This is a genomic window from Klugiella xanthotipulae (assembly GCF_006716695.1).
GTDB classification, from domain to species: Bacteria; Actinomycetota; Actinomycetes; order Actinomycetales; family Microbacteriaceae; genus Klugiella; species Klugiella xanthotipulae.
This window is the reverse complement of record NZ_VFPN01000002.1, coordinates 699,148-722,475: the sequence shown is the minus strand read 5'-3', so window position 1 is coordinate 722,475 and position 23,328 is coordinate 699,148. Positions and strand designations below refer to the sequence as shown.

Here is a 23,328-nt window from a genome sequence, read left to right as displayed (position 1 = left end):
TCGTACCGGTTGGGGGTGCGGTGGCTGTCGGTCCTAAAAGTTTCCGCTAAACGGCTCTATCTGGGGAAATAGACCTGTCGCACCCGGCATCTCCGTGTGGAATACGCACGCTCTTATCGAAAAATCAACCGAAAGTTGCGCGTGAAAAACTACTTGCTGTGAGCGTTGCCGCTGCACTGGCGGCTGGCGGACTGGTGACATCCAGCCCGCAGTCGGCCTCGGCCGCCACCGACGACAATGTCGCCGTCTTTACCGATAAGTATCTGGAAACGTGCGTGCGGGATGCCCTGGGCGTTCCGTGGGAGCAGACCGTCAACATCACCGGTCTGGCCCGGATGAAAACTCTCAACTGTGACGGGTTGGCGATTCAGAGCACCGCGGATTTCCACTACTTCACCAACCTGACCTCGCTCAGCCTGAACAAGACGTATGTGACCGATCTGACGGGTCTGGCCGACCTACAGAAGCTCACCACGCTGAGCCTCAATGACACCTACCTGAGCGACCTCACCGGGCTGGAAGAGCTCTCCAACCTCGCCGACCTGAGCATCAACAACGCGAAGGTTTCCGACCTGACCCCACTGTCTGGGCTGCGTAAGCTGGCCGACCTCTCGCTGCGTCACAACCAGATTTCGGATCTGACGCCGCTGGCGACCCCCGGCATTCTGTATCACGTTGACCTCGCCGAGAACCAGATTTCGGATCTGACGCCACTGAAGGATCTGGTGGGAATCTCCTGGCTGTACCTGTGGCGTAACCAGATTTCGGATGTCTCCCCGCTGGCCAACTACATCCAGTTGGAGCGCCTGTGGATGGAGGGGCAGACGGTCACCCTTGACAACGTTGCGGTGGGTGCCGTGCAATCGAGCCCCATCGTCAACTGGGCCGGTACCACGCTGCTGCCCGTCGCGAACGACACGGTTACCCTCGACCCGGCAACCTCGTCGTGGTCCTACACCGCACCCGGGAAAAACTCGCTCTCGTGGCGTGGCCCGATGGGCACCGAGACCCCCGTGGAGACCTACTTCTCGGGCACTGTCTCGCAATCTTCTGGCCGCACCAACCTCATGCTGGGTAACCCCGTGTTGCGGGGGTGCGTAGCTGATCGCCTGGGTCTTGCTGAGGACGCGCCCCTCGTGGAGGCGGATGTCCTGCGGATCACCGTCCTGGACTGCTCCTCGAGGGGTCTTGATTCCCTGGAGGGGATCGACACGCTTGCCAATGTGCGGGTCTTCTACGCCAATAGCAACAACATCAGCGAGGTGACGCCCCTACAGGGGCTTACTCAACTGGTTGATCTCCGCCTTGCGGGCAATAAAATCGCAGACTTGTCGCCGCTGGCCGGTGTCCTTCCGTCCGGTTCGTTCTGGGCTGAGGGCCAGACAATTCGGATGCCGGCAACCAGTGTCGGTGTCGAGCAGAGCCTCGCCCTGGCGAACGCAGACGGGTCCGCTCCGGCGCTCGCCTCGAATACCGCCGTTGTGGCCGAGTCGGGTACTTCCTGGACCCTGGGAACAGTTGGCGAGCACACGCTGACCTGGCGGGCACCGCTCGGTGGCACCCTAACCGGTCAGTTCTTCTCGGGAACGGTCAGTCAGTATGCGGATGAGACGGATTCGGTTCAGGTCTCCATCGCGGATGCTCGCCTTCGTGCGGCGGCCAACTCCGTACTGGGCCAGGCGGCTGATTCGGCGATCTCCGAGAGCCAGGCCCGACTGGTGACCAAGTTGCACCTCGCCAACTTAGGTATTGCCGATCTGCGCGGCGTGGAGGCGTTCACGAATCTCACCACGCTCAACCTGTCCGGTAACTCACTCAGTGATATCTCGCCGCTCTCGGAGCTGACACATCTCCGGGTGCTGCAACTCCAGCAGAACGCTCTGAGCGATATCTCGCCGCTGGCCGGGCTCACCCAGCTGGAGTGGTTGTACCTGTATTCGAACCGGATTGCAGATATCTCGCCGCTCTCGGGGCTGACCTCGATCACCCGTTTGTGGGCGGAGGGACAGGCGGTGACCCTGCCGCGCATCGTGGCCGGGGAGACGCAGACCGGTCCGCTCGTGAACGCCGACGGCAGCGCGATTGCCGTGACCTCTGCCACGGCCGAGGTTGGTGCGACCGGGAGCGAGTGGATTCTGCCCGTGGTCGGTGTGCACACCCTCAGCTGGCGTGTGCTGATTGCCTCGGGCACCCTCCCGGTGGAGCAGTACTTCTCCGGCACCATTGTGCAGGATGCAAGTGCAGCCCGTGAGGTGCCCGTGGTCACCCCTCCGGTGACCGAGCCGACACCCGAGGCAACTGAGCCGACGGACTCCGACACCATTGGGTAGCCTTTCGGTTTCACACCGGGATGAGGGTGGGCTGGTACGCCACTCCACCCTCATCCCGCGGTGCGCCTCTGGTCGCTCCGATCAGTTTAGAGAAACCTTGATGTCGGAAGGTTTCTCCCATACACTTATAAATACCGTTTTATTCGTTTTTAATTGACGCACGGTTCATCTTCCCCATCCCCATCCCACACCCGGTAGGTATCTCACGGTATCCCGGCGCAATCCCCTCGCCTGGGCCGTCGGAGTTCCCTCATGCGCTCCCGATAGCCCTCCACGATTCACCGGTGTTCACCCACCGGGAGACAACCCACCCCAACTATTTAAGAAAGGTAACTGTGAAAAAACTACTCACACTACTGACCGTCTCGGCACTTGCTGCCGGGTCGGTTCTGCTGGCCCAGCCGGCATCGGCGGTAATCGTAACCCCGGTTGCATTTGCCGACGCCAAGCTGGCGTCCTGCGTGACATCGAGCCTCGGCCTGGCTCCAGACGCCATCGTCACGGTGGCGGAGGCGGCGACGATCACGTCGCTGAACTGTGACTCCCAGGGCATCGTGAGCCTGGGCGGAATCGAGAGCCTTACGGGCATCGTCAATCTCTCCCTGGCCAGCAACGCAATTGTTGATGTCACCCCGCTCGCCGGGTTGACGACGCTATCCACGCTGCAGCTGCAGGAGAACAAGATCAGCGATGTTGCGCCCCTCAGCGCGCTGCCCAGGCTGAAGTGGCTCTACCTGTGGACCAACCAGATCGCCGATCTGTCATCCCTGACGAACTCGCTGGAGCGCCTCTGGATTGAGGGCCAGGTTGTCACCCTGCCCGCTATCCAGCCCGGTGTTGTTCAGGCCAACCCCGTGAAGAACTTCCGCGGCCAGATGGTCACCCCGGTTTCGAGCACGGCTGTGGTCAACGCCACCACGAACACCTGGACGTTTAGCGCGTTTGGTGACCAGACGCTTCAGTGGCGTGCGCCGCTGGACGCGACACCCGTGAGTGGATACTTCTCGGGCACGTTGAAGCAGACGGTGGAGGGCACGCCCGTCGTCTTCGCGAGCGACTACCTTCGGAGCTGTGTGAACCGTGCCATCGGTCGCGGTGGGGACCAGCAGGCTCCCGTGAGCGCCGTTCAGGCGGCCAGCGTGACCTCGCTCGACTGCACCAACGCGGGCATCAACAACCTGGGTGGCGCGGAGTCGCTGGTCAACCTGACCTCCTTCTCGCTGGGCCAGAACACCATCTCCGACCTCACGCCGCTGGCCGGTCTGACCAAGCTCACGCAGTTGCAGTTGCAGCAGAACAAGGTGAGCAATCTCACGCCGCTGGCCGGTCTGACCGAGCTGAACTGGCTCTACCTGTGGACCAACCAGGTCACCGACCTCTCGGCCCTGAAGAACCTGTCGCTGGAGCGTCTGTGGATTGAGGGTCAGACCGCTGCCCTGCCGACGCTCGCCGTCGGCGAGGCACAGGCCAACCCCCTGAAGGATGCTGACGGTGTTGCTGTCCAGCCCGCGTCGAGCACCGCAACGATCGATGCCGCCGCGAATACCTGGAGCTTTGACGAGGTGGCCCCCAACAACACACTCACCTGGCGGGCCCCCGTGCGGGCGCTTGAGACGGTAGGCGACTACTTCTCGGGAACCATCAACCAGGCCTCCGAGGGATCGGGCGTTGTGATTGAGGACCAGGCTCTGCGCACCTGCATCAATTCCGTGCTGAAGCAGGACGCCAACGCGGTTATCACCAAGACACAGGCCCGTTCGGTGACCCTTCTTGACTGCTCCGGCGCGGGTGTGACCACCCTCTCTGGGCTGCAAGATTTCACCAAGCTCACCTCGCTGAACCTGGCCAACAACCAGGTGAGCGATCTGTCGCCGCTGAAGAACCTGACCGCGCTGACCGAGCTGAGCCTGGCGCACACGGCGATCACCAGTCTGAGCGATCTGGCCGGTCTGTCACACCTGAAGACCCTGGAAATCCAGCAGAACCAGGTGAGCGACCTGTCGCCGCTGGCCGGCCTGAGCAAGCTCAGCTGGCTCTACGCCTGGACCAACAACATCGCCGATGTGTCACCGCTGAAGAGCCTGACCCTCGACCGGCTCTGGATTGAAGGCCAGACCGTTACTCTCGGCGACCTCGCCGTCGGTGCGGTGCAGAACAACCCGCTGTTCAACCTCGACGGTAAGTTTGTGGTTTCCACATCCAGCACCGCCACTGTTGACGCCGCAACGGGTGGCTGGACCTTCGCTGCTGCCGGTAACAACACGCTCACCTGGCGTGTTGCGCTTAACCCCGGTTCGGCGTTCCTCAGCTACTTCTCCGGTACCGTCGTGCAGACGTCAGTCGATGCTGCGCCCGAGCCCACCGAGGAGCCCACGGTCGAGCCCACGGTCGAGCCCGAGCCCACCGAGGAGCCCACGGTCGAGCCCACGGTCGAGCCCGAACCCACCGAGGAGCCCACCGACCCCGTAGTTCCCACCGAGTCCACCGACTCGACGGATTCTGCGACCTCGGACGAGTCCGCGAAATAGCGTGACCGTGTGTCCGGCCCGCCACCCGGCGTGCCGGACACGCAGCCACACCGCTTAACCTGCGCACCCCCGGTGGCACCTCACCTGCCACCGGGGGTGCGTTGGTTAATTAACGGGGGTGCTCCGTTACCCGAGGGCGTCGATAATGGGGCGAAACTTGATGTCGGTCTCAGCCAGCTCGGCATCCGGGTCGCTGCCCGCGACAATCCCGCAGCCCGCCCACGCGGTCACGGTGTTGTTGGGGGTGATCTGGGCGCAGCGCAGCGCGACCGCCCACTGGCCGTCACCCGTCGCATTGAGCCAACCAACCGCGCCGGCGTAACGCCCGCGGTCGCCGGGCTCACACTCTGCAATCAGGCGGAGGGCATCCGGCGTGGGCGTGCCCGCCACAGCGGCCGTGGGGTGCAGGGCGGCGACCAGGTCGAGCGAGGTGGCCGAACCGCTCAGGGTGGCGCGGACATCCGTGGCCAGGTGCCAGAGGTTGGGCAGCTTAAGGGCGAACGGTTGTTCGCTCCACTCCAGGTCGGAGACAAAGGGGGCGAGGGTCTCGCGGACACTTCGTATCGCAAACTCGTGCTCGCCCAGGTTCTTATCGCTCGTGGCGAGCGCAATCGAGGCGATCTCGTCTCGTTCACCGTCGCTGCCGCGCGAGATAGTGCCGGCGAGGACGCGGGCGTTGGCGACACCGTTCTCGGAGCGGATGAGGGTCTCGGGGCTGGCCCCAAAGAGGCCGTCAACCGCGAAGGTCCAGCAGCTGGGGTAGCCGAGCGAGAGGTCAACCAGGGGGCGGCGGAGGTCGGCCCCCACCGGAACGCGGCCCACGAGGTCGCGCGCGAGCACCACCTTGCTCAGCTCACCGGTCTGGATACGGGCGGTTGCGTCGGCCACAGCCGAACGGAAGGCATCCGGGGACATCTGCCCGGCGCGCAGGCTGAGACGGTACTCGCTGCCGAGTGCGCTGGCCGTGGGGAGGGGATCAAACTCGGTGTCGTCAGCCGTGCGGATGCGGGTGACCCAGGCGGCTCCGTCCGAACGGCCGATGATGGTGCGGGGTACGCGCAGCACGCTCGTGGTGGCGGAGGCGTCCGCAAAGGTGAATGTGCCTAGCGCGATGAGGCCCGTTCCGGTGGCCCGGACCTCGTCGGTCACGTGGGCTGCCGCGGCGATACGGCGCCAGGTCTCCGCGGCATCCCGGAAGCGGGTGGGGCCGGAGAACTCCAGGCGCAGGGCGGTGCCGTTGCCCGCGATGCCGTTGCCCTCGCGCATCCACAGCTGGGGGTCGCTGGGGTCGAGGTGAGAAATGAGGTTGAGGGGGACGCTCAACGCAGTTGTGTGTACCCGCAACTGCGACGTGGGATGTCCGGAAGAAGTCACCAGATAACTGTACTCCGTGACGCAGGGAGGCATTCAGGGTTCATTCAGGGTTCCAGCGGCGCGGCGGCGCGGTGGGGCCCGCTGCCCTGTGTATTCGCCCCGCGCTCAGGCCCGCAGCCGGTCGCGGCCCGGGGCGGGCGCTAACATAGGGAGTGTGATTCGCCCAGACAGTACTAAGGATTCGGGACTGGTATCCCGCATGTTCGATGAGGTGTCCCCTCGGTATGACCTCACCAACGACATCCTCTCTCTCGGTAACTCCCGGCTGTGGCGGGTCACCACCACCCGCGCGGTGCAGCCGCGCAAGGGAATGCGCATCCTCGATATCGCCGCCGGTACGGGCACATCGAGCGCCGCTTTTGCGCGCAGCGGGGCCCAGGTGGTGGCGGCGGATTTCTCGCCCGGGATGCTCGCGGTGGGTCGCCGACGCAACGCGCGCGTGCCCAATATCGAGTTTGTTGAGGCGGATGCCACGCAGCTGCCCTTCGACGACGACAGCTTTGACGCAACCACGATCTCATTTGGTCTGCGCAATGTGGACCGGCCGCAGGTCGCCCTCGCCGAGATGTACCGGGTCACCAAGCCGGGTGGACGCGTGGTGATCTGCGAGTTTTCGCGGCCGCCCCTCGCGATTGTCCGCGAACCCTACTACGCCTACACCAAGCATGTGCTGCCCCGGGTGGCCGGTTTCATCAACGGTGCGGGTGAGGCCTACGACTACCTGAACGATTCCATCCGGGAGTGGCCGGACCAGCTGACGCTCGCGGGCTGGCTGCGCGATGCCGGGTTCAACGCGGTGGAGTACCGCAACCTCACGGGTGGTCTTGTTGCCCTGCACCGGGGGTTTGTGTCGGCTGACGCGCACACAACGTCCGCCGGCGCGAGAGTAGATGAGTAACGTGGATCAGGTGCCAGCACTCGATAGCTCCGACCGGGAGCCCGCGGGAAGCCTTCCCACCCTCTCGGCGGAGGAGCAGGAGCTCTCCGACCGTGTGGACCGGCAGCTCGATACGATCGAGCGGATGCTGAGCGAGGATGTCGCCTTCGCCTCACCCGTCGTGGATGCCATGGCCCGCTACCTGCTGGAGGCTGGCGGCAAGCGGGTGCGGCCCCGGCTCACCCTTCTCACGGCCGAACTGGGTACCGGCCCCAACGACAATGTGCTGGCCGCGGCCCGTGCAATCGAATTGACCCACCTGGCCTCGCTCTACCACGATGACGTGATGGATGAGGCCGATATGCGCCGCGGGGTGGCCGCCGCCCACACGACGTGGTCAAATAGCGTGGCGATTCTTGCCGGCGATCTGCTTTTTGCCCGCGCCAGTAAGATCATCTCGGCTCTAGGCGAGCGCGCCATTCGCCTCCAGGCCGACACCTTTGAGCGGCTGTGCCTCGGTCAGCTGCACGAGACCGTCGGCCCTGTTGACGGTGAGGACCCGATCGAGCACTACCTCCGGGTGCTGGCCGATAAGACCGGCTCGCTCATCTCGACCGCGGCCCAGATGGGTGTGGTGTTTTCGGACGCCCCGAGCGCCTACGAACAGCCGGTTGTGGATTTTGGCGACCGGCTCGGTGTGGCCTTCCAACTGATTGACGATGTCATCGACCTGTTACCCGGCGAGGAGACCGGCAAGGTGGCGGGCACCGACCTACGCGCTGGCGTGGTCACCCTGCCCCTGCTGCTGCTGCGCCAGAGCGCGTCCACCACTCCCGCGGATGCCGACCTGCTAGCCCGTATTGAGGAGGCCGTTCTGCTGGCTGATGAGGGTGACGATGCGGGCGTTGACGACCTGGTGGTCGAGTTGCGTGAGCATCCCGTGACCGCCGAAACTGAGCGGGTGGCTCGGGAGTGGGCTGACGGTGCCGTGTCGGCGCTTGACCCCCTCCCGGACGGCCAGATCCGGGCCTCCCTGGTTCGACTGGCCGACGCGGTTATTAATCGCACCCGCTAGCCCTCGAACCCCGTACATCCCCCGAGATGCACGCCCCGCGTGGGCGGGCCCACACCACGAGTAAAAGGAAAATATGACACAGCTCAGGCTTGCCATTGTTGGAGCCGGACCGGCCGGAATCTACGCTGCCGACCTTCTCGTGAAGGCGGAGCGTCACTTTGACGTGTCGATCGACCTCTTCGATCACCTGCCCGCACCCTACGGGCTTGTACGTTACGGAGTCTCTCCCGACCATCCCCGAATCAAGGGCATCATTAACGCGCTGCGCGAGGTACTTGATGGTGGGGATATCCGCTACTTCGGTAACGTGCGCTACGGCACCGACATCACGCTGGAAGATCTCAAGAAGCACTACAACGCGGTGATCTTCGCGACGGGTGCGATCCGGGATGCCGAGCTGAACATCCCCGGAATTGAGTTGCCCGGTTCGTACGGCGCGGCCGATTTTGTGAGCTGGTTTGATGGTCACCCGGATGTTCCGCGCACCTGGCCGCTCGACGCCGAGTCCATCGCCGTAATCGGTAACGGCAATGTGGCGCTCGATATCGCTCGGATACTCGTCAAGCACGCCGACGATCTGCTGCCCACCGAGGTGCCCGACAATGTGTACGAGGGTCTGAAGACCAACCCCGTGACCGATGTGCACATTTTTGGTCGCCGCGGCCCCGCGCACGTCAAGTTCACGCCGCTGGAGCTGCGCGAACTCGGTGAGGTGCGCGACGTGGACATGATCGTCTACGACGAAGACTTTGAGGTGCACGACCCGGCCGCGGAGGCCGCCATCGCCAGCAACAAGCAGGTGATGGTGATTAACCGTGTGATGAACCAGTGGCGTGACCGCGAGGTGGGTGGAGCCTCCCGCCGCCTGCACCTGCATTTCTACGCCAAGCCGCTCGAGGTGATGGGCACCGACACGGGTAACGGTCCCGTGGTGAGCGCCATTCGCTACGAGCGCACCGCGCCCGATGGCGAGGGCGGTGTGGTAGGCACGGGTGAGGTGCGCGAGATTCCGATTCAGGCGATCTACCGCGCGGTGGGCTACTTCGGCTCGCCGGTGGACGGCATCCCGTTTGACCAGGTGCGTGGCGTCATTCCCAACAACGAGGGTCAGGTGCTGGATGCCGCGGGTGAGGTCATCCCCGGCGTGTACGCGACCGGCTGGATTAAGCGCGGCCCGGTGGGCCTGATTGGCCACACCAAGTCGGACGCGATGGAGACGCTGCAGCACCTCACCCATGATCAGGCCAATTGGTGGACTCCCGCGGACCCGGCCGAGGAGAGTGTCACGGGCCTGCTCGTTGAGCGCGGCGTGGAGTACACCACGGTGGAGGGCTGGCGGCTGCTCGACGAGCACGAGATCGCCCGTGGTGAGGCTGTGGGCCGCCCGCGGATCAAGGTGGTCCCGCGCGACGAGATGACGCGTATCTCCCGCGGGGAGTAGCCACCATCTAGCCCGTCGTTCTCAGCGCCCGCTTGACACGTTGTGAGAGGGCGGTGCTGGGCCGCTCGATTGCGCGGTAGAAGACCTCGGTGGCCAGCAGGCTGAGGGGGATGGCCAGGCCGAGCACCAGCCAGAGGCTGCGGCCGTGTGCCCACGCGCCGACGCCCACCACGAAAGGGAAGTGCACCAGGTAGAGGCTGAAGGAGCGCGAACCTAGCCAGGACATCCACCGGGTGTTGAGGAAATTCGCAAACGGGCGGTAGGCGATTGCGGCCACGACGAGGGCCGCGCAGGCCACGAGCGAGATGACGTGGCCGGTCCAGAGGGGGATGCGCTCGGCCGTGAACCCGCGCACGTACCACTCGGTGCCGAGGGCCAGCACCGTGGCGATGACGAGGGGTAGCTGAACCAGGCGGGGGATACGCGTGGCGAGGTTGCGGAGGGCGTCCTCGCGAGCGGCGAGCAGGCTGCCGAGGAAAAACACGGGAAGCATGGCCAGGGGCAGGCTGTGCGTGACGGTGCCTGCCGTGAACATCCCGAGCGTAAGGAGGGCTGCGAGTATCCACACCACCCGGTGTGTGCAGAGGCGCGCGGCGAGCACGTAGAGCGGTAGCAGCAGGGAGAACAGGATCTCCCACTTCAGCGACCACAGCACGGGCAGCACCTCGGGGGTGCCCGTGACGATCAGGATGTTGTTGAGGGCCGCGGGTGAGAGGTCTTGTCGCAGGTACTGGTTGAGCCAGAACGAGTCGGTGTGTCCATCTACCTGGTGTACCCAGAGTAGGGCGACCCAAAACGCGAGGAGCAGGGCGATCATGCTCGGCAGCAGGAGCCGCAGGAAGCGGGAGCCGTAGTAGGCCCGGTATGTGGGGCGGGGCGTCCGCAGGTAGGGGCGGGTGAGAACGTAGCCCGACAGGATGAAGAACACGAGCACGGGTTGCACCTGCAACCAGACGAGGTGCGCCGGGGTGTAGGCGGTGAGCCACTGGGCGGGGTTGGCCTCGGTGTAGGACCCGATGGTGACGGTCTTGACGGTGGTACCGTAGGCCCAGAAGCAGTGCGAGAGCACCACCACGAGGGCGGCGAGGCCGCGGAGGCCGTCGAGCGAGGTGATGCGGGTGCAGCGGCTGGATGGCTCGGGCGGGGTGCGGGTCGGATGATCGTGCGTTTGGCTCTGAACCTGTGTATTCCGTGCCACGGACATGGGCCTCCCTCGCGGTTTTGCTGTACCTGCCGAGAAACCTATCGTCGTTATGTGATCGTTACCCGAGTATTTGCATCGTAGGGGCTGTGTGTTGCGACCTGCCCGCCCGGCGGGCGGGTGGTGGGGCGGGCAGGCGGATCGGGGGTGCTATTTCAGTCCGGCAACGGCCTTCGCGAGGGTGTCAACGTAGTCGCTGAGACCCCAGGTGAGTGAGAGGGCGGTGGGCGGTGAGACGGAGGCGATGAAGTCCGGCCCGATGATCTGGGCGTAGGCACCGTCTTTCACCTGCTGCATGGTTTGGGCCGGGGCCGAGGCGAAGAATGTGTCGGCCTCCTCCTGGGTGTTGGAGTAGCTGATGAGTAGGTCGCTCGACAGCGCATCCAGTTTCTCGTGGCTGAGCGTGTAGGAGAAGCTGGAGTCGTCCGTGTTGAGCTCGGTGACGCTCGGGGCGGTGGTGAAGCCGAGGGCCTCCGTGAACTCCACGCGCGGGTCGGTGGGGGAGTAGACGTAGAAGGTGCCGGAGAAGTCCCAGACCTGGGCGATGGTTACCCCCTGAAATTCGGGATGCGCGGCGGCCTGCTCGGCGACCTGGGCGTCGATATCCGCCACAACCGTCCGGGCCTCATCGGCCTGGCCGAGGGCTGTTCCCGTTGTGGTGATCACGTCTCGCCACGGGGTGGACCAGGGCTGGTCCGGGTAGGCCACGACGGGGGCGATCAGGCTGAGCAGATCGTACTCGTCCTGGGTGATACCGGAGTAGCTGGCCAGGATTACGTCGGGCTTGGCCGCCGCAATCGCCTCCAGGGGGGCCTCGGTGGCGTCGGGGAGAACCGTGGGCGTGTCGGCACCCAGCTCGTCAATCTTCTCGGCGATCCAGGGCAGCACGCCGTTCGCGTCGGCACCGTAGGCCTGGAAGGGGATGGCGACGGGGATCACGCCGAGGGCGAGGGCGGCGTCCGCACTGGCCCAGCCCCAGGCCACCACGCGCTGGGGCTTCTCGGGGATCACGGTTTCGCCGAAGGCGTGCTCGATGGTGACGGGAAATGAACTCGCCGAGTTCTCCGTCGGTGTGCTGCTGGCCTGCTCGCTGGGACTGGCCGCACAGCCGCTGAGGGCGAGGGCGGCCACGGTGGCAACCGCGAGTAGGGCGCGGGTGAGGGGGCGGTGTGACATGCGGGTCTCCATCAGACGGGGCCGAGACGAGGTCTCGACGGCAAGAGCAACGAGTAAGGATTGCCTTGCCTAATAGACTAGGGGGTGGTGGGGCCCTCACGCAATCTCCCGCGGGGGATGACGAGCGGTGACCCGGTAACCGGGTCGGCGATCACGAGGCAGTCCAGGCCAAAGGCCTCCCGCACGGTATCGGCGGTGATCACCGCCGCGGGTGCGCCCTCGGCGATGATGCGCCCCCCGGCCATCACGATCAGGTGGTCCGCGTAGCGCGCGGCCAGGTTGAGGTCGTGCAATACCATCACAATCGTGCTGCCCTGCGTGCGGTTGAGGGTGTCGAGCAGGTCGAGGATATCGAGCTGATGGGCGAGATCGAGAAAGGTTGTGGGTTCGTCCAGCAGCAGGATGCTCGGGTCCTGTGCCAGCGCGAGCGCGATCCACACGCGCTGCCGCTGCCCGCCCGAGAGTTCCCCCACCGAGCGGTCGGCCAGCGTTGCGGTCTCCGTCGCACTGAGGGCCTCGGCCACCACCCGGTCATCCTCCGCCGACCAGCGTCGCATCCAGCCCTGGTGTGGATAGCGTCCGCGGCCCACCAGGTCGCTCACGGTGATGCCCTCGGGGGCCTCCGGATGCTGGGGCAGCAGGCCCACCACCCGGGCCAGCTCCCGGCCCGGGATCGCGGCGATATCGCGGTCGTCCAGCATCACGCGCCCCGCACGCGGCTTGAGCAGCCGGGCGAGCGTCTTCAGCAGCGTGGACTTGCCGCACGCATTGGCCCCCACAATGACGGTCACACGGCCCTCGGGAATCTCAACCGACAGGTCGGGGATGACGGGTGCCGCGTCGTACCCCACACGCACCCCCTCGGCGCGCAGCACGGGGGCGGGGGTCGTGCGCTCGGATCGGACGGCGGGAGTACTCATGCCTTGGCTCCTGTGGACGAGGTGGCCAGCAGCCACAGTAGATAGGGAGCGCCAACAGCCCCCGTGACGATGCCCACCGGGACGTGTGCGGTGGGGATGATGTTCTGGGCGATCAGGTTGGCGACGAGCATCAACACGGCACCCACCCCCGCGCTCGCCGCGAGGGAGAGCGCCCCCGTGCCCACCACCCGGCGGGCGATTGGTGCCGAGCACAGCGCCACAAACGGGACGGGCCCCACCGCGGCGGTGGCCACGGCGGCCAGGGCCACGGCGACAACGAGCACCAGCGTGCGGGTGCCGGTCACGCGCACGCCGAGCCCCGTGGCGCTGAGGTGGCCGAGCTGGAGTACGCGCAGGCGCGGGGTGAGCAGCAGAATGAGGGGGAGGAGCACGGCCAATCCGAGCGCGAGTACGAGGATGTCGCGCCAGCGGGCGGTGCCGATACTGCCCACGACCCAGACCAGGGCGGCCTGCGCATCCCGAGCCTGTGCCCGAGTGAGCAGGAAGCCGATGACGCCCGTGCACATGAACGCAATTCCCACCCCCGTGAGCACAAAGCGGTAACCCGTGCCGTTCTGGTCGCGGGAGAGCAGCAGAATGAGGCCCGCAATAACGACCGCTCCGATGAAGGCGCTCACCGAGACGAGCACCCCCGTGAGGCCCAGGATGAGCGTGGTGTAGACCGCGGCCACGCTCGCCCCGCCCGTGATGCCCATGATGTCGGGGCTCGCGAGCGGGTTGCCCAGGAGGGTCTGGAAGAGTGCACCCGAGAGGGCGAGGCAGGCTCCGGCGAGCACGGCCAGCGTGAGACCGGGGAGCCGCAATTGAAGGATGACAAACTCGCTGCCGGTGTCGCCCCGCCCGATCAGGGTGTTCAGCACCTCGGCGGGGTTCAGGCCGTAGTCGCCCAGGCTGAGGGTGAGCGCCGCCAGGGCGAGCACCGCGGCTGTCAGGATACCGACAACGCGGAGTTCGCGCGAGCCCCGGCGGTGGCGGGCGGCGCGAATGAGGTGGGCGGAGGTCATAGGGAGGTCAGCCTCCTCCGCTGGAGGAGCGCAATCATCACGGGCGCACCGAGGAACGCGACGACGAGACCGGCCTCGATCTCGCCGGGGCGGGCGATCACGCGGCCCAGGATATCCGCGGCCAGCAGCAGCACGGGGCCGAGCGGCAGGGAGTAGGCAATCAGCCAACGGTGATCGGGGCCACTGAGCGGACGGATGATGTGCGGCACCACGAGCCCCACAAACACGATGGGCCCGGCCAGGGCGGTCGCCGACCCGCACAGTAGAACAACCGCCGTGGCCACGAGCACGCGCGTGAGGGTCACGTTTTGGCCAAGCCCGCGCGCAATGTCGTCGCCCAGGCTGAGCGTGTTGAGCATCCGGCCCGTGGTGAGCGCGAGCAGGATACCCGCCAGAATAAACGGTAGGAGCGTGGCGGCCGTCGTGAGGTCGCGTCCGCTCAGCGAGCCGACGGACCAGAAACGATACGAGTCGAAGGTGCCCAGGTCGGTCAGGAGCACGAGCATGATGAGTGAGGTGAGGCCGGCCGTGAGCGCCGCACCGGCCAGCGCCAGGGTGAGCGGGGTTGCCCCGCCGCGGCCGAGCGAACCCACCGCGTAGACAACCACGGCGGCGAGCGCGGCCCCCGTGAAAGCGAACCACACAAACCCTGCCGGTTGGGTGATGCCGAACACGCTGATTGCAATCAGCACACACAGCGAGGCACCGGCGTTAATGCCGAGCAGACCCGGGTCGGCGAGTGGGTTGCGGGTGAGACCCTGCATGAGCGTGCCCGCGACCGCGAGTGCCGCCCCGGCGAGCACCCCGATGAGGGTGCGCGGCAGGCGCAGGTCGAGCACCACCGTGTGATCTGTTGTGGTGGGGTGGGGGTGTAGGAGCGCGTCGAGGACCGTGCCGAAGGGGATGTCCCGCGCGCCGAGCGCGAGGCTCAGCAGCACCGCGACCGCGAGTGCGGCGTAGGCGGCGATCAGCCACAGCCAGCGGGGGGCGGGCCGGTGGCGGGTAGCCGTTGCGGCGGTCGCCGGGGCGGTGGTGCTCATCCCTGCTTCTCTGCCTGGCCTCGCCGCCAATATCCCATGAAGGCCACGCGCCCGCGGTCAACGCCGCGCTCGGTGACCAGTTGGCGGCGCAGTTTTTTGACCACGGCAGATTCGCCCGCGATCCAGGCGTAGAAGTTGCCGCCTGCCGGGGCGGGGGAGTCCCAGAGCGTCTCAATATCCACGTTAATATCGTCGAGCCGCTGGCGGCGCGGCGCGGCCGCTTCGGCGATCAGTTCGGGGTGCGCGTCGAGCCAGCGGGTGACGGCCGCGTCGAGGAGGTCGCCGTGCGGCGGGATATCACCAGCCGGGTTCTCCTGGCCCGCTCGGGCCAGCCAGCTAACGGTGATACCGGGGCGGTAGTCGGTGGCCAGGGCCGCGGCATCCGCCTCGTGGGGGACCTCAATCATCGCGTGCGCCTCGCGGCCAGGTGGCAGCGACTCGAGGATGCTCAGGATGGCCGGTGCCGCCGTCTCGTCCCCCACGAGGAGGAGCTGCCGGGCGTTCCCCGGCTTCCAGTCGATGCCGGTGCGCGAGTGGAGGCTGCGGGCATCCGGCCCCGCGACCGTCAGCCGATTACCGGGGGCTGCCGTAGTGAGCCAGCGTGCGGCGGGGGCGTCGGCGGGAGTCTCGTCGGCGGGATGCCGGACAAAGTCCACGTCCAGTTCGCGCTCGTCGGGGCGGATCGCCCGCACGGTGTAGGTGCGGAAGGGGCTCTGCCGCTCGGGTGGCAGGGCGCGCCAGCGGCCGTACCAATCGCCCGCGGGCCGGGTCTCTGAGGTGTCCTCGCCGAGGTCGCTGATCGACCCGTCGGGGAGGGGAAAGAAGATTTTGATGCGCTGGTCGAGCCCGTCACGACCAAAGGTGGCCAGCCCCGGGTCGGTCAGGGTTACCCGGACAAAGTGGGGGCTCAGCTCGGTGACGCGGGCTACCGTCACCGGGAAGGGGCGGTAGGCCGGGCGGTCGTCGCGCTCCACGCGGAGCGGAGCGGGAGAGGTGAGCATAACCTAAGTATTCCACGAGTGAGGGGTGGGTTCCACCGGGTTTGTGTGCAGTGTGTACTCGCCGTGCCCCGCAATTCCTCCCACCGTGCCCGGTAATTTTTCCCGAAAATACGGTGTGCACGGGGGATATCCGTGTGCCACTCGCGCGCATTCGGCCACTGTTGCGCGTCTGGTTGGGGGTGTTGGCGGCGGCTCGCCGGACGCTCAATACGGCTATCTACTACATGTAGTGGTAGTGCCCTCGCGGCACCACGAAGGGTGGTGGTGGCGACACGCCGGGTCATCAAACAGGTTGCAAATTCTTCTTCCCGGGGGAGCCTGTGGATAGTTCTGAAAACTGCGTTGATTTGATGCCGTTTTGACAGGTCGCGACCTGTTCATAACTGGTGGATAACTCGTGGATAACAGGTGGAAAACTACAGAGATGTAACTACATCATCTAGTGGTCGTTCCCTTTGCTGGAACCTATATGTAGTATTGAAGGACGATGTCGGTGGTACGGCATATCGTAGAATCTGAGAGAGATTCGGTTCCAACGGGGGGCGGGATTATCCTCGGTATTTTGGCTTACTCTCAACACACTTTTTAAGGGGTCATCATGGCGATTACTGTTTATACCAAGCCGTCGTGCGTGCAGTGCACCGCGACGTACCGTGCCCTCGATAGCAAGGGCATCGACTACGAAATCCTCGATCTCTCCGTGGACGAGAAGGCGCTTGAAACGGTCAAGGAGCTGGGCTATCTACAGGCTCCCGTTGTTGTCGCCGATGATGAGCACTGGTCCGGCTTCCGCCCGGACAAGATCGACGAACTCGCCGGTCGCCTCGTGTAGTGCGCGGTTGATGAACCGTGAGCAACCTGGTCTACTTTTCGAGTGTCTCGGGTAACACTCGCCGGTTTGTCGGCAAGCTCGGCGTAGCGGCCGATCGCATCCCCCTGTACCCGCGGGACGAGCCTCTGCAGATGGTGGAACCCTACGTACTGATCGTCCCCACCTACGGTGGCGGCCCCTCCAAGGCTGCCGTGCCGAAGCAGGTCATCCGTTTTCTGAACGATGTGGGGAACCGCGCCCTGATCCGGGGGGTGATTGGCGCGGGTAACACCAACTTTGGTGAGGCCTACTGTTTGGCTGGAGACATCATCAGCAGAAAATGCGCGGTACCCCACATGTACCGCTTCGAAGTTTTTGGAACACCGGACGACGTAGAGATCGTTCACAATGGATTGGAACAATTTTGGATGCAACAGTAATCGATGCCCCGCAGAGCGGGCAGATGGATTACCACTCGCTCAACGCGATGCTCAACCTCTACGGCCCGAATGGGGAGATCCAGTTCGAGAAAGATCGTGAGGCCGCGCGCCAATTTTTCCTCCAGCATGTCAACCAGAACACCGTCTTCTTTCACTCGCTGGCCGAGAAGCTGGAGTACCTGATCGAGAACGAGTACTACGAGAAGGCCGTGCTTGACCAGTACTCCTTCGAGTTCATCTCGTCGCTGTACGACCGGGCCTACGCAAAGAAGTTCCGCTTCCCCACCTTCCTGGGTGCGTTTAAGTTCTACACCTCGTACACCCTCAAGACGTTTGACGGTAAGCGCTACCTGGAGCGTTACGAGGATCGCGTTGTCATGGTTGGCCTGGCGCTCGCCCAGGGCGACGAGAAGCTGGCCACCAACCTCGTTGACGAGATCATCTCCGGGCGTTTCCAGCCCGCGACGCCCACCTTCCTGAACTCAGGAAAGAAACAGCGCGGCGAACTCGTTTCCTGTTTCTTGCTGCGCATCGAAGACAATATGGAGTCGATAGGTCGCTCGATCAACTCCGCGCTCCAGCTGTCTAAACGTGGCGGTGGGGTGGCGTTTGCCCTCACCAACATCCGTGAGGCTGGGGCCCCGATCAAGAAGATTGAGAACCAGTCGAGCGGGATCATCCCGATCATGAAGCTGCTTGAAGACAGCTTCAGCTACGCCAACCAGTTGGGTGCCCGTCAGGGTGCCGGTGCCGTATACCTGAGTGCGCACCACCCTGACATCATGCGCTTCCTGGATACCAAGCGCGAGAACGCCGACGAGAAGATCCGCATTAAGACGCTCTCGCTGGGTGTTGTGGTGCCCGATATCGCTTTTGAGCTGGCCAAGAACGATGAAGATATGTACCTCTTCTCGCCCTACGATGTGGAGCGAGTCTACGGGCTACCGTTCTCGGACATCTCGGTTACCGAGAAGTACCGGGAGATGGTGGATGATGCGCGCATCCACAAGACCAAAATCAACGCGCGGGAGTTCTTTCAGACGCTCGCCGAGATCCAGTTCGAGTCGGGCTATCCGTACATCATGTACGAAGACACCGTGAACCGAGCCAACCCCATCAAGGGGCGGGTGAACATGTCCAATCTCTGCTCGGAGATCCTCCAGGTGAACACGCCCACCACGTACACGGCCGACCTCGGCTACGACGTGATCGGCAAAGACATCTCGTGCAACCTGGGCTCGATGAATATCGCGGCCGCAATGGATGGCGACAACCTGGGCCAGACGGTCGAGACGGCCATTCGTGGCCTGACCGCCGTGAGTAATATGAGCCACATCAGTTCGGTGCCGTCAATCGAGAACGGTAACGATATGTCACACGCGATTGGCCTCGGTCAGATGAATCTGCACGGCTATCTGGCCCGCGAGCGAATCTTCTACGGCTCCGATGAGGGCATCGATTTCACGAATATCTACTTCTACACGGTGGTGTACCACGCCCTGCGCGCCTCCAACCTCATCGCGATTGAGCGCGGCGAGACGTTCGTGGGCTTTGAGGATTCCACCTACGCCTCGGGTGAGTACTTCGATAAGTACACGGATCAGCAGTGGGTGCCGGCCACCGCCCGCGTGGCGGAGCTGTTTGAGACGAGTGGTGTGCACATCCCCACCCAGGAGGATTGGAGCGCGCTGAAGGCGAGCATCCAGGAGCACGGAATCTACAACCAGAACCTGCAGGCTGTGCCGCCCACGGGGTCGATCTCCTACATCAACTACTCCACCTCCTCGATTCACCCGGTGGCGTCGAAGATTGAGATCCGTAAGGAGGGCAAGATTGGCCGGGTCTACTACCCCGCGCCGTTCATGACCAACGACAACCTGGAGTACTACCAGGATGCCTACGAGATTGGGGCTGAGAAGGTCATCGACACCTATGCGGCGGCCACCCAGCACGTCGACCAGGGCCTCTCGCTCACGCTGTTCTTCAAGGACACCGCCACCACGCGCGACATCAACAAGGCGCAGATCTACGCGTGGCGCAAGGGTATCAAGACCATCTACTACATCCGCCTGCGCCAGTTGGCGCTGGAGGGCACCGAGGTTGAGGGCTGCGTGAGCTGCATGCTGTAGCGTGCGGCCGCATCCCCCGGTTTTGAGTAGATACGACGCTGAGTAGAGACGACACAAAGGACACGAGCATGACAGAGAAGCTGAAGCTGATTGACCACGTTGAGGCAATCAACTGGAACCGCATCCAGGACGATAAAGACGTTGAGGTGTGGAACCGCCTGGTCAACAACTTCTGGCTGCCCGAGAAGGTGCCGCTCTCCAACGACGTGCAGTCGTGGGCCACGCTCACCCCCGATGAACAGCAGCTCACGATGCGCGTGTTCACCGGGTTGACCCTGCTCGATACCATCCAGGGCACGGTGGGTGCGGTCTCGCTGATCCCGGATGCGCTCACCCCGCACGAGGAGGCCGTGTACACCAACATCGCTTTCATGGAGTCGGTGCACGCGAAGAGCTACTCGTCGATCTTCTCGACGCTGTGCTCCACGCGTGAGATTGACGACGCGTTCCGCTGGTCGGTGGAGAACCAGAACCTGCAGAAGAAGGCCAAGATCATCATGGAGTACTACCGTGGTGACGACCCGCTCAAGCGCAAGGTCGCCTCGACCCTGTTGGAGTCCTTCCTCTTCTACTCGGGGTTCTACCTGCCGATGTACTGGTCGAGCCACGCCAAGCTCACCAACACGGCCGACCTGATCCGCCTCATCATCCGGGATGAAGCCGTGCACGGCTACTACATCGGCTACAAGTTTCAGCGCGGGTTGGAGCGGGTCTCCGAGGCCAAGCGCGAAGAGCTCAAGGACTACACGTTCAGCCTGCTCTACGAGCTCTACGAGAACGAGGTGCTGTACACGCAGGACCTCTACGACTCCGTGGGTCTCACCGAGGATGTTAAGAAGTTCCTGCACTACAACGCCAACAAGGCCCTGATGAACCTGGGCTACGAGGCGCTCTTCCCCAAGTCCACCACGGATGTGAACCCGGCCATCCTGTCGGCGCTCTCGCCCAACGCAGACGAGAACCACGACTTCTTCTCGGGGTCGGGATCCTCCTACGTGATCGGTAAGGCCGTCGTTACCGAGGATGAGGACTGGGACTTCTAGGGCTACTATTCCCGCTTATTGAAGGCCATTTCCTCATGCATATGCATGAGGAAATGGCCTTCAATCGTCAATGATGCTCAAACCTGGTATGAATCGCCAGGGTAATCGGTTTGGCCCGGGTTTTGTTCCGATCTTTATACAAGGATGTGATGTCTCAGGACATCGGTGACAGTCCTGGGCGCGTGTTCTTCTGCGGACTCGGCGGCCTGCCATTACTGACAGAGGTTGTGCCTGGTGTGGGTCTCGACGTGCATTAGCGCTTCACTTCCGAGTAGCGTGTTTTGGGCGCGAATCCTTGTGGTGGATATAATGCTTGGATTGTTTCCTATATTTGTATACAATACAAGTATGAAACTGATTGGCGCACTTCGAGAGATCGCTGACGTCACCGCCTCGCAGTGGGGAATGGTGACCGCGGCGCAAGCCAACATGCTCGGGGTTACCCGCCTCGCGTTGTCTCGCCTGGCGGAGGCGGGGCATCTGGAGCGGCTCGCGCATGGTGTGTATCGGGATGCCGGTGCTCCGAGTGATGAGTTTGAAGATCTTCGTGCTGCTTGGCTCAGTACCGAGCCTCAGCTTCTGGCTGAAGAGCGGCTGGGTGATCTGGTGGATGGGGTCGTGGTGGCGAGCGCTTCGGCGGCGCTGCTTCACGGTGTCGGAGATCTGTGGGCAAACCGTCATGAGTTCGTGGCTGCTCAGCGTCGTCAAACTCAGCGCTCTGAGATTCGCTACCGGCAGCGCCTCCTTGAAGACCGCGACGTCACCCTGGTTGAGGGGCTTCCGGTGATGACGTTGGAGCGTACCCTGGCTGATCTTCTTGACGACCTGGGGGAGCTGAGCCTTGTCGCTGATGCGCTGGGTTCGGCGGTAAAGAAGCGGTCGCTGGACCGTGATCGTCTGCGAGAACTGTTCAGTCCGCTTGCCGGGCGAAACGGCTTCAAGCGCGGCGACGGTAATGCCGTGTTGGAGTATCTCCTTGAGGCCGCAGGGCTCGATCTGGACTCTATCGCACGCCGGATCTCAGCCGACCCGACGCTCAGCTCGCGAATCCTCGCCAACTACCTGCAACATGCTGTGCCAGAGGATGTTGCGCGGGGGCTCCTGGAAGCGATGCGGCCCCACCTCGCTGCGCTTCCTGCTGCGACAACTTCACGGGGTACAGCGCGCGCAAGCCAGGAGTCTGAAGATTGATGCCTTCACCCGAGCCATACTCAACCGCCCGCGGTGTCGAGGCAGCGATCAAGGACGCCGCGAAGAAGGCAGCCACAGCTGACCCTTCGCTCGACACGCACAAACGCATTCAACTGGAGTACTTCAACCGCTTCCTGAGCCGCATCTTCTCCGAGGGTGAAGACTCAGAGTGGGTACTGAAAGGCGGCGCAAGTATCCTTGCACGGATCCCGTCAACGCGTTCTACCCGAGACCTTGACCTCTACCGTCGGGGATTCACGCTCGACCAGGCATTGGAGGACCTTAAGCAGTTGGCAGCAGTAGACCTCGGCGATCATTTTCGATTCGAGTACGCCAGTCACGAAGCATCCATCGCAGCGGATGCTCAGCCGTATACCGATGGGTATCGAGTCGTCTTCAACATCTTCATAGGAGTGGCCACGAAGGGCTCGGTGCAGATCGACCTCGCCGTCGGCACGGGTATGACTGATGAGGTCCAGACATCCCTCCCGGTGACGGCGCTCGACCTTCCACGGCTCATCAACAATCGGTACCGCCTATATCCGGTCGTGGATCAGATCGCAGACAAGGTCTGCGCAACGATGGCTGACTACGATGGCCGCCCCTCCAGCCGTGAGAAAGATCTCGTTGACATCGTTGTCTTCGCCGTCACGCAGGATATCGACGGGGCTGCGTTGAGTCTCGCGATCGAAACTGAACGTCATTGCCGCGGGATGGAACCCTTCGAACGGTTCGTTGTTCCAGCAACGTGGGGAACCGGCTACATGAGGCAGAGCAAGCCCGTGCCACATTGCGCTGACTACTCCACGGTGGAGCTGGCTGCAGAAGTGGCATCTCGGCTGATCGATCCCGCGCTCGTAGGTGAGGTCCACGGAAAGATCTGGTCGGCGGGCCTGCGGCGGTGGCACTGACTGCGTGGCAGAACCCACCGTTGGCACGCAGAGGGCACGACCCCGCTGCATCCCCACAGATTGCGGAGTGTGACCGCCCGGCTGTCTAATCGACGGCGCACTGCCTACGCTCGTTTTATAACGAAAGTGAGGATGCCCGTGAGTGATACAGCTCTCAACGTCGTTGCCGTCTCGGGCAGCCTGAATGACCCGTCGAAGACCACCGTTTTGGTGCGTGAGATCAGCCGACGGCTGGGGGAGCATCTTCCCATCACGGAGCACCTGATCCGGGTGAACGAGTTGGGGCCCTCGCTCGCCGGTGCCCTCACCCGCGACGAGGTGTCGGCCGAGGTGGAGGCCGAGCTGCGCCGGATCGAGACGGCCGACGTGCTGATCGTGGGCAGTCCCGTCTACCGGGCATCCTTCACCGGGCTCTTCAAGCACCTCTTCGACTTTGTGGACCAGTACGCCCTCGCCGACACGCCCGTCTTCCTCGCGGCGACGGGCGGTAGCGAGCGGCACGCGCTCATCATCGAGCACCAGTTTCGGCCGCTATTCTCGTTCTTTCAGGCGCTCACACTGCCGCTGGGCGTCTACGCGCACAACTCCGACTTCACCCACTACGAGTTGACCAGCCAGTTGCTCGCTGCCCGCATCGAGAAGGCCATCACGCACGGCCTGCCACTGATCCGGTCGAGTGCGGTGGAAAAGCGGCGGGTGCTCGGCGGTGTGGGGGTGGACGGTGTGGCGACAGATACCGCAACCATCAACATCCCGCAGCCGGTTGACCCGACAACCCCGGTACGGCTCTACTCGTAGCGCCCCCGTTCGCCCCC

The 23,328-nt window shown here is 64.0% G+C and carries 19 protein-coding genes; 12 read left to right on the top strand and 7 right to left on the bottom strand.

Translation table 11 applies throughout. From position 1 onward, the window contains the following. Window positions 1-158 precede the first annotated feature (158 nt). Together FB466_RS09220 and FB466_RS09215 are read left to right on the top strand one after the other, a co-directional pair. A complete protein-coding gene (locus tag FB466_RS09220; RefSeq protein WP_141917802.1) occupies window positions 159-2,330 on the top strand; it encodes a leucine-rich repeat domain-containing protein in 2,172 nt (723 codons plus the stop codon). A 335-nt stretch (window positions 2,331-2,665) separates the two neighbouring features. Next, window positions 2,666-4,858, top strand: a complete 2,193-nt coding sequence (locus FB466_RS09215) for a leucine-rich repeat domain-containing protein (protein WP_141917800.1) — start codon at window positions 2,666-2,668, stop codon at window positions 4,856-4,858. A 126-nt stretch (window positions 4,859-4,984) separates the two neighbouring features. Here the strand turns inward: FB466_RS09215 and FB466_RS09210 are convergent, their stop codons facing one another. Beyond that, window positions 4,985-6,232: an isochorismate synthase gene (locus FB466_RS09210; RefSeq protein WP_246054599.1), complete on the bottom strand. Its 1,248-nt coding sequence runs from the start codon at window positions 6,230-6,232 to the stop codon at window positions 4,985-4,987. Window positions 6,233-6,386: 154 nt separating this feature from the next. Here FB466_RS09210 and FB466_RS09205 point away from each other — a divergent pair, with 154 nt between their 5' ends. The 3 genes from FB466_RS09205 (at window position 6,387) to FB466_RS09195 (ending at window position 9,625) form a co-directional block, all read left to right on the top strand. Next, window positions 6,387-7,130 (top strand): class I SAM-dependent methyltransferase, encoded by a 744-nt coding sequence (locus tag FB466_RS09205; RefSeq protein WP_246054598.1) that lies wholly within the window; start codon window positions 6,387-6,389, stop codon window positions 7,128-7,130. After that, the gene (locus FB466_RS09200) at window positions 7,123-8,184 is read left to right on the top strand and encodes a polyprenyl synthetase family protein (RefSeq protein ID WP_141917797.1); all 1,062 of its coding nucleotides are present in this window, start codon (window positions 7,123-7,125) and stop codon (window positions 8,182-8,184) included. The genes FB466_RS09205 and FB466_RS09200 overlap by 8 nt, the downstream gene beginning before the upstream one ends. A gap of 73 nt (window positions 8,185-8,257) precedes the next feature. After that, complete coding sequence (locus FB466_RS09195) at window positions 8,258-9,625, top strand: FAD-dependent oxidoreductase (RefSeq protein ID WP_141917795.1); 1,368 nt, start codon at window positions 8,258-8,260, stop codon at window positions 9,623-9,625. 7 nt (window positions 9,626-9,632) lie between these two features. Here FB466_RS09195 and FB466_RS09190 read toward each other — a convergent pair whose 3' ends face one another. The 6 genes from FB466_RS09190 to FB466_RS09165 form a co-directional block, all read right to left on the bottom strand. Then, complete coding sequence (locus tag FB466_RS09190; protein WP_170206094.1) at window positions 9,633-10,823, bottom strand: acyltransferase family protein; 1,191 nt, start codon at window positions 10,821-10,823, stop codon at window positions 9,633-9,635. A 153-nt stretch (window positions 10,824-10,976) separates the two neighbouring features. After that, complete coding sequence (locus FB466_RS09185) at window positions 10,977-12,002, bottom strand: iron-siderophore ABC transporter substrate-binding protein (RefSeq protein ID WP_141917791.1); 1,026 nt, start codon at window positions 12,000-12,002, stop codon at window positions 10,977-10,979. 77 nt (window positions 12,003-12,079) lie between these two features. Continuing rightward, complete coding sequence (locus FB466_RS09180; protein ID WP_141917790.1) at window positions 12,080-12,922, bottom strand: ABC transporter ATP-binding protein; 843 nt, start codon at window positions 12,920-12,922, stop codon at window positions 12,080-12,082. Next, the gene (locus FB466_RS09175) at window positions 12,919-13,947 is read right to left on the bottom strand and encodes a FecCD family ABC transporter permease (RefSeq protein ID WP_141917788.1); all 1,029 of its coding nucleotides are present in this window, start codon (window positions 13,945-13,947) and stop codon (window positions 12,919-12,921) included. The genes FB466_RS09180 and FB466_RS09175 overlap by 4 nt, the downstream gene beginning before the upstream one ends. Next, window positions 13,944-14,987, bottom strand: coding sequence for a FecCD family ABC transporter permease (locus FB466_RS09170; protein WP_141917786.1), 1,044 nt, complete (start codon window positions 14,985-14,987; stop codon window positions 13,944-13,946). The genes FB466_RS09175 and FB466_RS09170 overlap by 4 nt, the downstream gene beginning before the upstream one ends. Further along, a complete protein-coding gene (locus FB466_RS09165) occupies window positions 14,984-15,988 on the bottom strand; it encodes a siderophore-interacting protein (protein WP_141917785.1) in 1,005 nt (334 codons plus the stop codon). The genes FB466_RS09170 and FB466_RS09165 overlap by 4 nt, the downstream gene beginning before the upstream one ends. A gap of 598 nt (window positions 15,989-16,586) precedes the next feature. Between FB466_RS09165 and nrdH the strand changes: the two genes are divergently transcribed. From nrdH to msuE, 7 genes are all read left to right on the top strand, one after another. Then, complete coding sequence (gene nrdH, locus FB466_RS09160; protein ID WP_141917784.1) at window positions 16,587-16,820, top strand: glutaredoxin-like protein NrdH; 234 nt, start codon at window positions 16,587-16,589, stop codon at window positions 16,818-16,820. Window positions 16,821-16,837: 17 nt separating this feature from the next. After that, on the top strand, window positions 16,838-17,239 hold the full coding sequence (gene nrdI / locus FB466_RS09155; protein WP_141917782.1) for a class Ib ribonucleoside-diphosphate reductase assembly flavoprotein NrdI: 402 nt from the start codon (window positions 16,838-16,840) through the stop codon (window positions 17,237-17,239). 23 nt (window positions 17,240-17,262) lie between these two features. Beyond that, a complete protein-coding gene (nrdE, locus tag FB466_RS09150) occupies window positions 17,263-19,368 on the top strand; it encodes a class 1b ribonucleoside-diphosphate reductase subunit alpha (RefSeq protein WP_141917976.1) in 2,106 nt (701 codons plus the stop codon). Between the two features lie 68 nt (window positions 19,369-19,436). Further along, the gene (nrdF, locus tag FB466_RS09145) at window positions 19,437-20,411 is read left to right on the top strand and encodes a class 1b ribonucleoside-diphosphate reductase subunit beta (protein ID WP_141917781.1); all 975 of its coding nucleotides are present in this window, start codon (window positions 19,437-19,439) and stop codon (window positions 20,409-20,411) included. Between the two features lie 348 nt (window positions 20,412-20,759). After that, window positions 20,760-21,602: a type IV toxin-antitoxin system AbiEi family antitoxin domain-containing protein gene (locus FB466_RS09140; RefSeq protein WP_170206093.1), complete on the top strand. Its 843-nt coding sequence runs from the start codon at window positions 20,760-20,762 to the stop codon at window positions 21,600-21,602. After that, entirely contained in the window at window positions 21,602-22,513 is a 912-nt protein-coding gene (locus FB466_RS09135; protein ID WP_141917778.1) for a nucleotidyl transferase AbiEii/AbiGii toxin family protein, read from the top strand. Before FB466_RS09140 ends, FB466_RS09135 begins: the two co-directional genes overlap by 1 nt. 138 nt (window positions 22,514-22,651) lie before the next feature. Further along, window positions 22,652-23,311: an FMN reductase gene (gene msuE / locus FB466_RS09130; RefSeq protein WP_246054597.1), complete on the top strand. Its 660-nt coding sequence runs from the start codon at window positions 22,652-22,654 to the stop codon at window positions 23,309-23,311. Window positions 23,312-23,328 lie beyond the last annotated feature (17 nt).